Origin of the sequence: Magnetospirillum sp. (assembly GCA_027532905.1) — a bacterium.
Lineage (GTDB): Bacteria > Pseudomonadota > Alphaproteobacteria > CACIAM-22H2 > CACIAM-22H2 > Tagaea.
The window spans coordinates 305,556-321,329 of record JAPZUA010000001.1; the positions used below are offsets into that span (position 1 = coordinate 305,556).

The window sequence follows — 15,774 nt, forward strand, 5'->3', positions numbered from 1 at the left end:
TACATGGCCCGCAAACAAGCCGCCCGACCGTTCGTATTGCGCCCGCGCCTGGCGGACGTGGCGCGCGACGCGGGCGTTTCGACCATGACGGTCGTCCGCGTGCTGCGCGACCCAGACAAGGTGGCCAAAACCACGCGCGAGCGCGTTGCGGCATCGCTCCACAAAACCAAGTACACGCCCGATCTTGTCGCGCGTGCCCTCGTTTCGCGCCGCTCCGGTATCGTGGGCGCAATAGTGCCGACCTTGGCAAATTCACTGATTGCCGAGGTGATGCAAGGCATGACGGCTGAACTCGGTTTGCACGAACAGCAACTGATCGTCGGTACTTCGACCTACTCGGCGCGACACGAGGAAGCTCTTGTGCGCAGCTTCCTGTCGCGTCGCGTCGATGCAATCTACTTGACGGGCACCAGCCACACGCCCGAGACCGTAAAGCTTCTGAAGGCTGCGGGCGTGCCGGTCGTCGAAGGCGGCAATTTGCCGCAAACGCCCATCGACCTTGCCGTCGGCCTGTCGAACTTTGCGGCGGCCGGCAGCGTGGTCGAGTATTTGCTGGCGCGCTACGGAACAAATCTTGGCTTTTTGGGCGGCTCCACGACCAACAACGACCGCATGCGCGACCGGCGCCACGGTTTCAAAAAATGCCTCGCGCGCGCGGGCGTGCGACCGGACCCGCGATACATGATCGAGGTGCCGATCTCGATGGCGGGCGGACGTACCGGCATCGGGGCCTTGCTGGCGTTGGATCGACCACCGCGCGCCGTTTTCTGCGCGACAGACGTGATCGCAGCCGGTGCCGTGCTGGAATGTCGGCGCCGCTCGATCGACGTGCCCGGCGATATCGCGATCGCCGGCTACGACGACCTCGATATTGCATCCGAGCTCGTTCCGTCGCTGACGACGGTGCGGTCGCCGCGCTACGAGATCGGGCGCAAGTCGGCGCAGCTGATGCATCTCTGCCTCACGGGCAATCGTCCGCAGCAAAGCATTTTCGACTTAGGCTTCGTGCTTATGCCGCGCGAAAGCGCCTGAAAAGGGAGAACGGAAAGTGACAAGAACGCTAGTCGTAACCGGTGCAAGCCGCGGCATCGGTGCCGCCACCGCCATCGCGGCCGCCAAACAAGGCTGGCAGGTCTGCATCCATTGCAACAGCCACGAAGAAGACGCGCTTGGCGTGCTGCGCGCCGTCGAAGCGACAGGCGGCAAAGGCATCGTCGTCAAGGCCGATGCGGCCGACGAAGGCGCACTTGGCGCCATGTTCGCGCGCTGCGATCGCGAACTCGCACCGCTCGGCGGGCTTGTCAACAACGCGGGTTTCCTCGGCGGCGAAAGCGACATCGAGGCGTTCGACGCGAACGCCATGCGGCGCCTGTGGGACGTCAATGTCGTGGCGTATTTTGTTTGCGCGCGCGAGGCCGTGAAACGCATGTCGACCAAAAACGGCGGCCGAGGTGGGGCCATCGTCAACGTGTCGTCGATGTCGGCCGACAGCGGCGGCATTGGCCCGCGTATTCACTACGCCACCACCAACGGAGCGCGCCGCACGTTCACGTTCGGCCTTGCCAAGCAGTCGGGACCCAAGGGCATTCGTGTGAACGGCGTGATGCCCGGCGTTATCGACACAAATTTCAACGACAGCTTCGACAATGAAGGCCGCAACGCGCGCCTGCAGCCGTTGATCCCCGTCGGGCGCGTGGGCGTCGCCCCCGACGTTGCGTCGACCATTGTTTGGCTGCTGTCGGACGACGCTGCCTATGTGAACGGCGCCGTCATCCCGGTCAATGGCGGGTTCTTCTAGCGCCTAAGCCAACGGCAGATCGAGCAACGCCGGATCCACGCCCAAGCCTGGCGCTTCGCCAAGGCATGCGACGCCGTCGTCGAGTTTCAGCCGATCGCCAACGATGCGTTCGCGCCACGGGTTGGGATTGGTATCGATCTCGAGCAAGCCGGTGCCCCCCGCAGCCGCCAGCAAATGCGCCGACGCCAACAATCCGATGCCGCCGCCCAAATAGTGCGGACAATAGACTCGGCCAGCAGCCACCGCCTGGCGCGCGACGGCAAGGCAGCCCGACATGCCGCCCCATTTGGCGGCGTCGGGCTGGATGTAGGCAATCGCGCTGCTTGAGATTGCCGCATCAAACTCGGTATGCGAATTGAGATTCTCGCCCGCCGCGATCGGGATGCCCGTGCTTGCCGCAAGCTTGACCCACTCCGCCATCGGCCGATCGGCCGCCATCGGCTCTTCGAGCCATGTGAGAGCGAATTCGTCGAGCGACGGCATGTGCACAGCGGCTTGCGCAAGGTTCCAGGCTTGGTTGGCGTCGGCCATCATCTGGCAATCGCGCCCAATTTGCTGACGCAGCCTTTTCAATCCGTCGCGGTCGACTGCATCGCCAAATCCGATTTTGAGCTTGAAGGCGCGATGGCCCGCCGCCAGTTCGCGCGGTGCGACGACATCGACATCTTCGCACGCGATGCCGCTTGCATAGACCGGAATACGGTCCGAGACTCCGCCAAGGAACCGCCACAGCGGCAGGCCCGCCCGGCGCGCGGCCAGATCGTGGCATGCGATGTCGATCGCAGCGCAGACTTGGCGAAACGGACCGAACTCGCCCGACTGCAGGACCATGATGTGGAAACGTTTCATCAGCCGCGCGAACAGACCGGCCAGCGGCTGCTCGCCTTGCATACACAGAACGGGGCCGACCAATTCGTTGACCAGCCGCGCGCGATGCTCGGCCCCGACAGGCGGGAAGTTGCACCAAGCTTCGCCCCACCCGACATGGCCCGCACGGTCGCGCACACGCACGAACACGGCCGGCCGATTGCGCATCTCGCCAAAGGAACTGCGCACCGGCACAGCGATAGGTGCGCGCAGCGCCCAAGCTTCGACTTTCGCAAGATCAATCGTGACTGCCGTTGGCATCGACGCTCTCCCCTGGCTTTCTAGAAACGATAGAGCCGACGGCACGTACGCCCGAAGAGATCGGCCGATTCGTCCGGGCTCAAAGTCGACAAAATTGCCTGCAACGTTTCGACTTGGCGCGCCATCGTGCACATCGACCGCTCAATCGGCAGGTTGCTGCCATAGAGACAGCGCGCGGGTCCGAACAGCTCGACCGCCGTTTCGACCCAGAGCGAAAGGGCAGCACGGTTCCAGGCCCGATCAATCGGCCACAGTCCCGAGATTTTGAGCGCGACGTTGGGCAAACGCGCCAACAAGCGCATGCCCGAGCGCCATTGCAGAAACCCATCGCGCGACACATCCAACGGCCAGCCGAGATGGTTGATGACAAAAGTCAGCTCCGGAACCGCCGCGCAAAGCTGTGCCGCTTCTTCCATCTGGCTTGGAAAGAGACTGAGTTCGAACAGCCAACCGCGGGCGGCGATGCGCCGCAACCCATCGGCAAATTCCGCGCGCGACAAAATCGCCGGATCGTCGATCACAGAGCGACCATGCTGCAAATCGAAATTGACGCGCAGCCGCACGCCGCGCACAGGTCCCGCCGCTTCATGCGCCGCAAGCTCGGCATCGAGATCGGGCGAGCGCGGATCGACCCGAACGACCAGCACGAACGGGCGACCCATTGCAGGCGCTTGAGCGGCGAGCCAACGCGTTTCGTCGAGCGCGGTGTTGGGCGCGCACTCGGCCTGCACATGCACGCTGGCCAAAAGATCGAGGCCGTGCGCGTCGGCTGCGTAGTCGGCGGGCAAATAGGGACCCGCAATCGGCGCTTTGTCGCCGAACGGCGGATTGGGTGCCGCCGGCGCAAGCCACGGATAGGCAAGCATCCGCGGATCCCATAAATGATGATGCGCATCGACGATCTGCATGCCTGCCTTGATTCGCGAGCAGCCCGTTGCTTGACGTAGGATACCGATTATGTGCCATATGTTAGCGAATAACATCAAGATTTCGAGGATATTCAAAGGGCTGCACGCCATGGCGCACGCGACGATCGTCAGTGCCGAAGTTTTTGGGCTTCACCATGCCCATGCCATGACCGGCGAAGCGCCTTGCTGGGATGCACGGACCGGAGTTTTGTGGTGGATCGATATTCAAGGCCAGCGTCTGCTTGGCCATATGCCGGAAAGCGGTGTCAATCTGGAGTACGCGCTGCCGAGCATGCCAGGGCTCGTCGTGTGCCGTCGTCAGGGCGGACTGGTACTGGGCCTTGAAGACGGGCTCTATCCGTTCGCGCTGCAAGACGGGCTCGGGACGCGCCTTGTCGCGATTGAGGCCGACGATCCCCGGACGCGCATCAACGACGGCAAACCAGATCCCCGAGGGCGCCTATGGTTCGGCACGATGGACAAGACCGGGGCCGGAACGCCGATCGGCGCGCTCTATCGTCTCGACCTCGACGGCACCCTCGAGAAGATCCGCACCGACATTCGCATTCCCAATGCGATCGATTTTTCGCCCGATGGATCGCATTTTTATTTCTGCGACACACAGACGCATCTTATCGAGCGATTCGCGTATACCCCCGCAACCGGGACGCTGGGCCCGGCCACGGTTTTCGCAGCCTATCCCGACACGATCTCGCCCGATGGAATCTGCGTCGATCGCGACGGCGGCGTGTGGATCGCCCTTGTCGATGCGGCACGCCTCGAAAGACGCTTGCCCGACGGCACGCTCGATACCGTCGTCGAACTTCCTGTGTCGCGCCCGACCATGCCGATGCTCGGCGGGAGCGACGGACGCACCCTTTTCGTCGTCTCGCAGCGTCGTTTTTTGCCGGCACCGCAATTGGCACGCCAACCGCTGGCGGGCGATTTGCTGGCCTTGCGCGTCCGCATACCGGCCAAGGAAGCGTGCTTCGCATCCATCTAACGTCTCCAAAGGAGCCTCGGTATGTCGGATATTTTTTCGATGCGCGGGCGTACAGCCCTTGTCACAGGCGGCAGCGTGTCGATCGGTCGCGCGATAGCACTCGGTTTTGCCGCGCACGGCGCATCGGTTGCCGTCCAATCTGCAGCGAAGGCCGATGCAGTCTTCGGCTTGCCCGATGCCGCGCGCGATACGGCCGTCGATATCGCCAAACTCGGCGTCGCAGGGCATGCGATCGACGCCGATTTCGCGGAACCGGATGGCCCGCGCCGCACCTTCGACGCTGCAATTGCAGCACTTGGTCGCGTCGATGTGCTGGTACTGTGCGCGTCGATCCAGACGCGCGTGGCCTTCGACGACATCACGCCGGCCCAGTTGGCGCTCGAGATGCGCATCAACCTGGAAGCGTCGATCGAGTTGCTGCAACTCGCCGTGCCGCCGATGCGCGAACGCCGCTGGGGCCGCGTGCTGACGATCGGCAGCATCAACCAGGTGCGGCCCGAGCCGCAGCTTGCGACCTACGCGGCACTCAAAAGCGCCCAATGCAATATTGCAATGAACCTCGCCAAGCAGTCCGCGTGCGACAATGTCATGATCAACAATCTGTCGCCCGGGATTGTGGCGACCGAGCGAAATCGGTGGCGACGCAAAGATGCCGCCGAATGGCAAGCCATCCAGCAGAAAGCTGCCGGTACCGTCGGCCGCGCGGCGCAGCCGTCGGAAATGGTCGGGGCTGCACTTCTGCTGTGCTCGGATGCCGGCAGCTACATCGCGGGCGTCGATCTTATGGTAACGGCCGGCGCGCATCTTCCCTGATCGACCCGACTGGTCTGACGGCGGCCCGTCAAATTCCGAATTTGAAAGGCGAACACCCAAATGAAGCGCGACCTTGGAATCATCGTGTTTCCCGAATTCTTCCAGACCGAGGGCGTCGCGCAAGTGCTCGACAATCTCCAACAGCGCACCGGTCTCGCTGCGATCGCAACGTCGCCCTATGTGATGCGGCCAACACTTGACGGCGACGGCGGACGCGAACCGCCGATCGACGGTGGTGCGGGATCGGTTCGCCTGCTCGATCGACCCTTGTGGGGTCGGCGCGAATTGTTCGTACGAACATCCGTCGCCTACGAACCCAACCGCGCGTTTTATGAAGGACTGCGCTATCAGCCGCCGGCACCCGACAGCCATACGTCGGCGGACGGCGCCCTGGTCGGCAAAGCCTTGGCGCAGGCGCGCCAACGCGGTTTGCGCACCTATTTGCAGATCCAAGCGGCGATTCCTCCAGGCTACCGCGTGCAGTTTGGCGGCCCCGATCCGGACGACGAGCCGCGCCATGTCGATGGCCGCATCGTTGGGGACCGGCTCGACAAAAACGGCTCCCTGGCGAGCCCCCATATCCGCGACTACACGGTGGCACTGCTGAAAGATCTGGCGCACGCCTATCCCGACATCGACGGGTTTCATATCGATTGGCCGGAATATCCCCCCTACACGCTCGACAGTGCATTTTTGGATTTCGGCACCCACGCCCAGGCGGCGGCAGCGCGAATGGGGCTCGATTTTGACGCAATGGTCGCCGACGCGACGCGCTGCCACGCTTGGCTCACGCAACGTCTGACGCTAGACGAACTCGCGCGCGGCATGACTGCCGTCGCCGACTATCCGGGCGTTGTCGCCATGTGTGGCTTGAAGGCCCGTCTGGCTGCCGAATGCGCGGCCGCTTGGCGCACGGCGGTTCCCGATAAACAAATCGTGTTGCGAAGTTTTCCGCCGCCTTGGACGGCGATCTCTGGATTCTCCTTCGAAGCAATGGCGCCGTTTGCCGACGCCATATCGGTTAAACTTTTCACGATGCATTGGCCGATGATGGTGGGATCGTGGACCGCGCGTCTGCTGCGCGACAACCCGGCGCTCGGCTCCGCAAAAAGCGTTGCTCCGCTTGTCGCAAAAATTTTCGATGTCGCGGACACGCCCGAGGAATTTGGCGATGCCATCGGCCAGTATCCGGATCCGGAGGCGCCGCATCCGGTCGGTGCGGCGGCCATGGCGCGCAAAATCGAAGCGGCGCGGCGCCGGAGCGCGCCGACTTCCGTCTACGCGATGGCGCACGGCTACGGTCCCGTCGACGATTTTCGCGCGCGGCTGTCGACTGCCTGGGCTTCCTCGGCCCACAAAGTGTGGATCAATCGGTACGGGTATCTTTCCGACGAAAAACTCGACGCGATTGGGCTGGTTTGTCGGCCGCCGATGCTGCCGACTTGAGCCTTGCGCATTTCGACGCGACGGCGGTTGACTGATATGGACACCGGCAATTGCAGTGTTCGCTACGCGAGCCGTCGGCCGCTTTCTTGTACGAATATGCACTGTGCCGAAGCTCGATGGCGCCCCAAGATTTCGGATCGTGGATGTCTCCGACAATCCGTTTTAGGGGCGGCTTAAAACCGTTTTCCAACGAACGGCTCTGCCGATGGTCGGAGCGAGAGGATTCGAACCTCCGGCCCCTAGCTCCCGAACTATTGGGCTTTCCAGTGAAATCAATATGAGTTGGAAGATTTTCGGACCTTTTTGGGGCAAACTTCGGTTCCCCTGCGCTTGACCACCCGTTCCAAAACTTCTGCTCAGCTCGAATGCCTTCGCCATCCTCAACGTGCGTCCGTGCCCGCGCATGGCCGTTGCGAGAAAAATTAGACTGTCAGCAAAGTATGCACCTGAAGCGTTGCGCTGCAGACAGCGGAAATCGAGCAAGACGAGCTACCCTACAGCCACGATCATCGGCACGGCGATGCCTGCAGCGAATGCGGACGTGATTTTGTCGAACTCGGACACGAACAGACTAATAAACGGATTCGCCTGGATCGCGGCGTCACGGGACCGTAACATAACTGTCATAATTTGAGTGGGAGGGGAAAATGGCGAATTCAAACGATGATCCCGAAATGCACGGCATCGAACGGCCGATGGGTCGCGTCTTCGCCGATATTGCGGCTGAACGCCTGTCGCGCCGCACTGTGCTTGCCGGTGCCGCTTCGATAGCTGTCGGCGCAGCCATGCCCGCCGAAGCGCAGACGCGGCGGAACGCCTTGCGCTTTGCCGATGCGACGAGCGATCTCGACGGGAACGACCATGTGTCGCCCGGCTACAAGCGCCAAGTCGTGGTGCGCTGGGGCGACCCGCTCTTCGTCGACGCGCCCGAATTCGATCCAACCACCCAGACCGGCGCCAAACAGGAGCGCCAGTTCGGCTACAACAACGACTTTATGTGGTTCTTTCCCCTACCCTACGGCTCACGCAGTTCGACGCGCGGCCTGCTGCATGCGAACCACGAATACTGCAACGGCAATCTGATGTTCCCGGGCATCGGCGAGCGTGGCAACCAGACCAAAGCACAGTGCGACGTCGAGATGGCGGCACACGGACTAAGCACGGTCGAAATCGCCAAGATCGACGGGGCTTGGCGCGTGGTCAAAGACAGCCGATACAATCGCCGCCTCAGTGCGGCGGGTTCGGCGTTCCGTGTTTCGGGTCCGGCCGCTGGCCATCCGCGGCTGCGCTCGAACGAGGACCGCACGGGCACGCTCGTCGTGGGCACCCTGAACAACTGCGCGGGCGGCGTCACGCCGTGGGGAACGGTTCTGTCGGGCGAGGAGAACTTCAACGGTTATTTCGGCGGCGACGCGTCCAAGACGCCGGAAGCAGCCAACCATCGCCGCTACGGCGTTTCGCCGTGGCAAGGGGCACCCTGGGCCAATTACTTCGAACGCTTCCAGGTCGAGACGAATTGGAACGAACCCAATCGCTTCGGCTGGGTCGTCGAATACGATCCCTACGATCCGCAGTCGACGCCGGTCAAACGCACGGCATTGGGGCGCTTCAAGCACGAAGGTGCGACTTGCGTCGTGTGTCCCGACGGGCGCGTCGCGGTCTATTCGGGCGACGACGAGCGGTTCGAGTATGTCTACCGCTTCGTCACGCGCGGCACCTACGATCCCAAGAACCGGCGCGCCAACCGCGACCTGCTCGACGACGGCACGCTGTCGGTCGCGCAGTTCCAAGCCGACGGCACGCTGCGCTGGCTGCCGCTGGTGCACGGCCAAGGACCGCTGACGGCCGCCAACGGTTTTGCGAGCCAAGCCGACGTGCTGATCGAAGCGCGCCGTGCCGCCGATCTCGTCGGTGCCACGCCGATGGATCGGCCCGAAGACGTCGAAACCGATCCCGTCACGGGGCGCACCTACGTGGTGTGCACCTACAACGAACGCCGTGCAGCGGCCGACGCCAGCGATGCGCGCGCACGCGCGAACGGCCCGAACCCGCGCGCCGACAACCGCACGGGCCACATCGTCGAGATGATTCCGCCGGGCGGCCGCGGGCCGCGCGCCGACCATGCGGCCGATGTGTTTCGCTGGGACATTCTGCTGCTTGCGGGCGACCCCGCCGATCCGGCCGCGCGCGCCAAATACGGGCCGGGCGTGGGTCCGCACGGATGGCTCGCAGCGCCCGACAACATCGCCTTCGACCCGAAAGGGCGCATGTGGATCGCGACCGACGGCATGCCGACCCAAGCCGTGCCCGCCCGCTCGGACGGCATCTTCGGCACCGAACTCGAAGGGCCCGGCCGCGCCGTGACCAAACGCCTCTACGGCGCGCCGTCGGGGGCAGAGGTTTGCGGGCCCTGCTTCACGCCCGACGGCAAGACGCTGTTTCTGGCGATCCAACATCCGGGCGAAGCGCGCGGTTCGAACTTCGAAAATCCATCGACGCGATGGCCCGATTTCCGCCCCGACATGCCGCCGCGTCCGTCGGTCGTCGCGATCGAGAAAATCGACGGCGGCGAAATCGGCAGCTAGGCGGAAAGCTTCCAGTCGGCGGCCATTCGTCGCGGCTACGTGGCGACAAATGGCCGCCGACAGAACTTGACGAGTGCATGCATACACCCTGCCGCTTAAGCGGTCAGGAACTGCATGCGCTCCGGCGCCAACGAGACGGCGACCAAAGCGCCAACCTCGATCAGACCCGACACACTTTGGAAGGGTGCTTCGACCGTCACTTCGCTGCGGCCCAGGGCCACATTGTAACGGACCGCGGCGCCCAGAAACTCGCGATGGACCACCTTGCCCGTCAGCGCATTATCGGCACCGTCGTCCTTTGCGCGCACCAGTTCGGCATATTGCGGACGAAAGACCAGCCGTGCAGCGTGAGTCGCAGTCACGCTCGGCGGGATCGGCAATCTGGCGCCGCCTTTGATCTCGAACATGCGATCTGCACCGTCGGTCAACACCTCGCCCTCGAGAATATTGGCAGCCCCCAAAAAGCCGGCGACAAACAAGTTTGCTGGCTTTTCGTAGAGTTCCATTGGCGTACCGACTTGCTGTACAATACCGTCATTCATTACGGCGATACGATCGCAGATCGTGTTGGCCTCTTCCTGGTCGTGGGTTACGAAGATTGTCGTGAGCCCCAAACGCTGCTGCAGATCGCGAAGCTCGCGGCGCACCTGCACGCGCATCTTGGCGTCCAGGTTCGACAATGGCTCGTCGAGCAGCAACACCTTGGGTTCGACGACCACGGTCCGCGCCACGGCCACACGCTGCTGCTGCCCACCCGAGAGTTGCGAAGGCCGACGTTCGGCAAGATGGCCAAGGCCGACGAGGTCGAGTGCTGCTGCCACGCGCCGAGCGATTTCGGCCTTCGGCAACCTGCGTTCTTCGAGTCCAAAGGCAACGTTCTTTGCCACCGTCATATGCGGCCATAGCGCATAAGATTGGAAGACCATCCCGACATCGCGCTTCCACGGCGGCAGCGCCGAAATGTCGCTGTCGCCGATCATCACGCGGCCCGACTGGGCGACGTTGAATCCGGCGATGAGCCGCAACAATGTCGTTTTGCCGCAGCCGGACGGCCCAAGAAAAGCGAAGAACTCGCCCGGCTTCACTTCAAGATTGATGTTCTTGAGAACATGCGTGGCGCCGTAGGAGAGGTTCACCTCCTCGACCAAAACGCCTGAGGCATTGGCTCGGGCTGGTGCTTCGACAAACATGACGATGCCTCAATGTTTGACTGCACCCGACCGTTCACGGTCAAGCAGCCAGTGGGAGAGAAAAGTACACAAACCGACGATGATGACCGCGATCATGCCAAGGGCAGCGCCCGGGCCGCGGCCCGCAGGGGATTGCATGTAGACGTAAAGCCCATAGGCCAACGGCGCATCGGAAGTGTTCTGCACCAGCATCATCGTGGCCGAAAGCTCGACCGAGGCAGTGGCAAAGGCAGTGACGAAGCCCGCGAGCATGCCGCCGACCATCAGCGGCAGCAAGATCCGGCGCACCGTACGCGCCTTTGTTGCCCCAAGATTCTCGGCCGCCTCTTCGAGTTGCGGCGAAACCTGCTGCAAGCCGGCTGTACAGGCGCGCAAAGCGTAGGGAAGCCGCCGAACCGCCAGCGCGACGACGATGATGACCCAGAACGTCGCAAGCGACTGGCCGGACGGCAACGTCACGCCGTAATAGGTGCGCAGGTAGCCGATGCCGATCACCACGCCAGGCACGGCAAGCGCACCCATCGCCAGATAGTCGAGCATCTGTCGGCCCGGAATCTTCGTGCGCTGCACAAGCCATGCAATCGCCGATCCAACAATGACGGCGATGATTCCCGCCAATGTCGAATAGATAAGCGTGTTCCAGATAAACTGCGGGCTCTCGGTCAGGACTTTGCCGTAGTGCGCAAGCGTGTAGTCGTCGGGCAACGGCGCAAAAGACCAGACCGTGGCGAACGAGAGCAAGATCAGCCCAATATGGGGTGCGAGCGTCAAAGCGAGGATCAGAAACACGACGCCATAGGCCGCGACCTTGTCGATCCCCTTCATCTCGCGCTTGGCAAGACCGCCGCCGCCACGCTGGACGGTGGCGTAGTCGCGCCCGCGCGTCGCAAAGGTAGCGATCCACATAGCGATCATCGACACCGAAATAAGCACGACTGAAATGACGTAGCCCATCGGATCGTTCAATCCGATCGAAGTGATGCGCAGATAGGCTTGCGGTGCAAGCAGGTCCTTGGCGTTGAGCAGCAGCGGCGTGGCAAGGTCGTCGAAAACCTTAATGAAGACGAGGCTGGCTCCCGCCACGTAGCCCGGCATGGCGAGAGGGAAAACGACTTTGGCGAAGAGCCGGAAGCCCGACGCGCCAAGATTCTGTGCACTTTCCTCCATCGCTCGGTCGATATTGGCAAGTGATGCCGAGACGTTGAGCAAGATGAACGGAAAGTAATGAACGGCCTGCAACAGAATGACGCCGTTCAAACCCTCCATGAACGGAATGTTGATGTCGAACCAGTCGCCGAGCAGCAGATTGAAGGTGCCATTCCGCCCGAACAGCAGTTGCATGGCAACCGCACCGGCAAAGGGCGGCATGATGAGCGGCACGACACCCAGCGTCTGGATTAATACTGCGCCCCGAAACTGGAAGCGCGAGGTGATATAGGCCAGCGGAAGCGCAAACACCGTGCCCCAAAGAACCGACATCGTCGAAACATAGACCGAGTTCCAGAGCGAGCGGACGAACAGATCGTTGCGCAGGAAATCGGCAAAGTTTACGAGCGTGAAACCGCCTGTGCGCGGATCAACGAAGGCGACGACCACGACAGTTGCGACTGGAACTACCAGAAACAGAAGAAGAAATGCCGCCACTGCCCCGGCCAGCAGATACTGACCGAGTGGAATCGATTGCCTGCGCGATGCGGCAGCGGCGGCGGCAGTTGCGCTCAAGGTGCGAGCCGCGCCGCCTCGGCGGTCTTGGCCATCGCGGCGGCATACTTCTCCTTAGCGAAGCTCGACCATTGCTGCTCGAGCTCGGCTTGACGCGGGGCTTTGGCCTGCGGCGTGCTTGCTTGAAAGGATGCGCGGATCTCTTCCGACACAGCTTGCTCTGCCGTAATGGGCATGGCTGAGATCAGGGCGCGTGCCTCGGCGAGTCGAGCCCGCGCGGCCGGATTGTCGCGGCGCGCAAGACGCGCTTCAACGTCGTGGATCGCCTTGGTCACGGCTTTCAAAGGCTCGAGATTGAAGGTGATCAATTGATCGAACAACACGTCGACAACCGCGTAGCGGCGCTCGGAAACGCCGACATCGAATTCGAATCCTGGCAGCCCGATGGCGCCGGTGAACGGATTGGGATAGCCCTCCGGCGCCTTGGCATAGGTCGCCGGATTCACAGGCAAGCGGCTGATCGCCGGGGTAAGCAGAAGTTCTTGACCTGCGTCCGACAGAAGAAAATCGACGAAGGCGCGCGCTGCAGCCTGATTGGGCGCATTGGCGATGATGCCGACATTGGCTGGCACAACGGTCGAGACGGTCGGGTAGACGAACCTGACAGGGAAGTTTGCGGCGCGTGCCGAAAAGGCAAAAAAGTCGATGACGACGCCCAGTCCGACCTGTCCTGAGTTGACGGCATCGGGCACGCCAAAGGAGCGATCGGTGATCGCGCGCATGTTTCCCGACATTGCCTTCAGTGTCGCCCAGCCTTTTTCCCAGCCTTCGCCCTGCAATATCGTCTCCACCGTCAGATGGGTGGTTCCCGAGCGCGACGGCGTGGTGATCATGGCGTGATCGAAATAGACGGCTTTGCCAAGATCGGACCATTCCTTGGGATCTGGCAGACGGTTGGCGCGGGTATAGCGCTCGTTCCACATGATGCCGTAGCCCGACGCGGCAAAACCGAAAAACATGCCGTCGGGATCGTTGATGTTGTAGGGACCGAGCTTTGCCGGGATGCCCGGCGCATTCGGCTTGTGGGCCTGGAGAAGCCCCGCGCGCTTGAGGACCTCGAACGCATCGGGTGCCGACGCCCAGAAAAGATCGACTTGGTTATTGGCGCGTGTTTCCTGGACGAAACGCACGCCCGCATTCGTATTGCGGTTCTGCACCTCAAGCGTGACGCCCGGCACGGCCGTTTCAAAGGCCTTTTTGAAAGGGTCCGTTACGTCCTTCGAAAAGGAAGTCACCACGGTTACCTTGCCGCTCGGGGCTTGCGCCTGGGCGTTGCCGAGGGAAAAACCGAGTGCCAGCACAGCGGCGGTCGCAGCGGTCACAAAGATTGCAAAGCGTCGGTTCGACATGGGGGGCTTTCCTCTTTGGTTTCGACTTCTTGCAGCCATCGACGGCTGCCAAGTCATTTCAGAAAAAGATACAGTCAGCTTGGATGCAGCGAAAGAGCCATGAGATGCAGCTAGGCTGCGGGCGACGTCAAACGCGAACCGCGCAACTCCCCGGCGGCTTCAAGAATGGGGTGGGCAACGCTGACAAGATGCGCATTGATGCGCTTGAGGTCGCGCAGGATGTCGAGATGCAGAGAGCTCGTCTCGAGCGAAGCGACTGCACCTTCGCGCAATCGCGCAAGATGGCTTTCCATCGCCGCTCGTTCGGCAGACCGGATCTGATCCTTCTCGCGGATCAGCTCGCGTGCCATCTCCGGATCGTTCGTCATGAAAACTGCGATAGCAAGCTTGAGCTGCTTGACGACGCGGGCATGGAATTCGTTCAGTTCGCGCCAACCTTCGGGCGAGAACGAAACGCCCGAGCGTCGGCGCTTGGCTGCGAGTTCGAGCAGGCTCTTGTCGATGATATCGCCGACATGTTCGAGATTCGTGGTGAAAAGAATAAGGTCGAACGCCCGCCGCGCGTCGGCTTCGGCCAAAGGCTGGCGCGTTAGGCGCGTGAGATAAAGCTTGATGGCATCCTGAAATCCGTCGACTTCGTCGTCGAGCTTGCGAATCGCCTTGAGGCGGGCTCCGTCCGCCTCGTTAAAGGTCAGCATCGTCTCGCCAAGCATGGTCTCGACCCGCTCGGCTTGCCGCAGCACCTCGCGCGACGCCGCCCCAAGCGCCAGATGCGGCGTGGTCAGCAGCGCTTCGTCGAGATGCAGCACCTTGTATTCGCCGGCTGCCTTCTCGTCGGCAGCGACAAGCCGGACCAAAAGCCGCGCCGCCGGCCCGACAAACGGGAGAAAAACAACAAGAAGCGCGAAATTGAAGCCGACATGGGCCGCCGCCAACTGCTGTGCAGGCGGCCAGTCGATCGGCGCCATCAGCGGCCACGCAAACGGCAAAACTGCAAGCGCCAAGACCACGCCGAGCAGGCGGAAGCCAAGATTGCCAAGAGCGATTCGGCGCGCGATGGCGGATTCACGCCAGACGAGGGCCAGCGCAGTCAGGCCCGACCCGATATTGGCGCCCAGAACCAGATACAGCCCAATTTGAACCGACACCACACCCGACGTCGACAGCGCAAGTACGAGCAGAACAAACGCCACGCTCGAGTGCATCGCCCATGCCAGCAAAGCTGCAATGACGACCGCCAAGACCGGCTCGTCGCCGAGACGCGACAACACGATGTCGAGCGTGCCGCCGCCGCGCCAATCCGCGGTTGCCGCCGCGATCATGCTGAGCGACAGCACGATCAAGCACAAGCCGATGCCGATCCGTCCGATCTTGCGCACGCGGGCCGAGCTTGAGATCATGAACGCGGCTATGCTCGCCGTCAGCAGCGCTGGAACCAGCGCTTTGAGATCGTACGTCAATATCTGCACCACGAGGCTGGAGCCCACGTCGGCACCGAGCATCACCGCAATCGCTGGGGCAAGCGCGATAAAACCACGCGTCGCCAAGGATGTCAGAAGCAACGCCGTGGCAGTCGAGCTTTGCAACGCCAACGCGATTCCCAATCCAAGACCGGCGGCGCGCGGTGCGTTGCCCGCTGCATGGGCCAAGATAACGCGCAATTCGCTGCCGAAGGCCCGAACCACACCGCTTTTGACCAGATGCGTGGCCCATAGAAGCAGTGCGATCGCGCCGAGAAGCGCCAGGAAGCCGGTCGGATAGATCACTTTTTCGTTTAACTCCGAAGTTGCTTTGTCGAATTGCCAAGCGGCGGCGCTTGTCAGGTTTGTTAT

Annotated in this window: 12 protein-coding genes; 6 read left to right on the forward strand and 6 right to left on the reverse strand. The window is 62.4% G+C overall.

The genetic code is table 11. The annotated features are described in order from the left end of the window. Positions 1-3: 3 nt before the first annotated feature. The gene (locus O9320_01505; GenBank protein ID MCZ8309500.1) at positions 4-1,032 is read left to right on the forward strand and encodes a LacI family DNA-binding transcriptional regulator; all 1,029 of its coding nucleotides are present in this window, start codon (positions 4-6) and stop codon (positions 1,030-1,032) included. A 16-nt stretch (positions 1,033-1,048) separates the two neighbouring features. Further along, complete coding sequence (locus O9320_01510) at positions 1,049-1,798, forward strand: SDR family oxidoreductase (GenBank protein ID MCZ8309501.1); 750 nt, start codon at positions 1,049-1,051, stop codon at positions 1,796-1,798. Between the two features lie 3 nt (positions 1,799-1,801). Here O9320_01510 and O9320_01515 read toward each other — a convergent pair whose 3' ends face one another. Together O9320_01515 and O9320_01520 are read right to left on the reverse strand one after the other, a co-directional pair. Next, entirely contained in the window at positions 1,802-2,926 is a 1,125-nt protein-coding gene (locus O9320_01515) for a mandelate racemase/muconate lactonizing enzyme family protein (GenBank protein MCZ8309502.1), read from the reverse strand. Between the two features lie 20 nt (positions 2,927-2,946). Continuing rightward, positions 2,947-3,834: an amidohydrolase family protein gene (locus O9320_01520; GenBank protein ID MCZ8309503.1), complete on the reverse strand. Its 888-nt coding sequence runs from the start codon at positions 3,832-3,834 to the stop codon at positions 2,947-2,949. A 109-nt stretch (positions 3,835-3,943) separates the two neighbouring features. On the opposite strand from O9320_01520, the gene O9320_01525 reads away from it, so the two are divergent. From O9320_01525 to O9320_01540, 4 genes are all read left to right on the forward strand, one after another. Further along, positions 3,944-4,837: an SMP-30/gluconolactonase/LRE family protein gene (locus O9320_01525; GenBank protein ID MCZ8309504.1), complete on the forward strand. Its 894-nt coding sequence runs from the start codon at positions 3,944-3,946 to the stop codon at positions 4,835-4,837. 21 nt (positions 4,838-4,858) lie between these two features. Further along, positions 4,859-5,650, forward strand: coding sequence for an SDR family NAD(P)-dependent oxidoreductase (locus O9320_01530; GenBank protein MCZ8309505.1), 792 nt, complete (start codon positions 4,859-4,861; stop codon positions 5,648-5,650). A gap of 60 nt (positions 5,651-5,710) precedes the next feature. Beyond that, positions 5,711-7,096 carry a hypothetical protein gene (locus O9320_01535; protein ID MCZ8309506.1) on the forward strand — a complete coding sequence of 462 codons (1,386 nt, stop codon included), beginning with the start codon at positions 5,711-5,713 and terminating at the stop codon, positions 7,094-7,096. 647 nt (positions 7,097-7,743) lie between these two features. Further along, positions 7,744-9,681 (forward strand): PhoX family phosphatase, encoded by a 1,938-nt coding sequence (locus O9320_01540; protein ID MCZ8309507.1) that lies wholly within the window; start codon positions 7,744-7,746, stop codon positions 9,679-9,681. A 95-nt stretch (positions 9,682-9,776) separates the two neighbouring features. On the opposite strand, the gene O9320_01545 is transcribed toward O9320_01540, so the two are convergent. The 4 genes from O9320_01545 to O9320_01560 form a co-directional block, all read right to left on the reverse strand. Then, entirely contained in the window at positions 9,777-10,871 is a 1,095-nt protein-coding gene (locus O9320_01545; protein MCZ8309508.1) for an ABC transporter ATP-binding protein, read from the reverse strand. 9 nt (positions 10,872-10,880) lie between these two features. Further along, positions 10,881-12,593 (reverse strand): iron ABC transporter permease, encoded by a 1,713-nt coding sequence (locus O9320_01550; GenBank protein ID MCZ8309509.1) that lies wholly within the window; start codon positions 12,591-12,593, stop codon positions 10,881-10,883. Then, positions 12,590-13,894 (reverse strand): extracellular solute-binding protein, encoded by a 1,305-nt coding sequence (locus tag O9320_01555; protein ID MCZ8309510.1) that lies wholly within the window; start codon positions 13,892-13,894, stop codon positions 12,590-12,592. The genes O9320_01550 and O9320_01555 overlap by 4 nt, the downstream gene beginning before the upstream one ends. Positions 13,895-14,052: 158 nt before the next feature. Next, positions 14,053-15,708: a Na/Pi cotransporter family protein gene (locus O9320_01560; GenBank protein ID MCZ8309511.1), complete on the reverse strand. Its 1,656-nt coding sequence runs from the start codon at positions 15,706-15,708 to the stop codon at positions 14,053-14,055. Between the last annotated feature and the right edge of the window lie 66 nt (positions 15,709-15,774).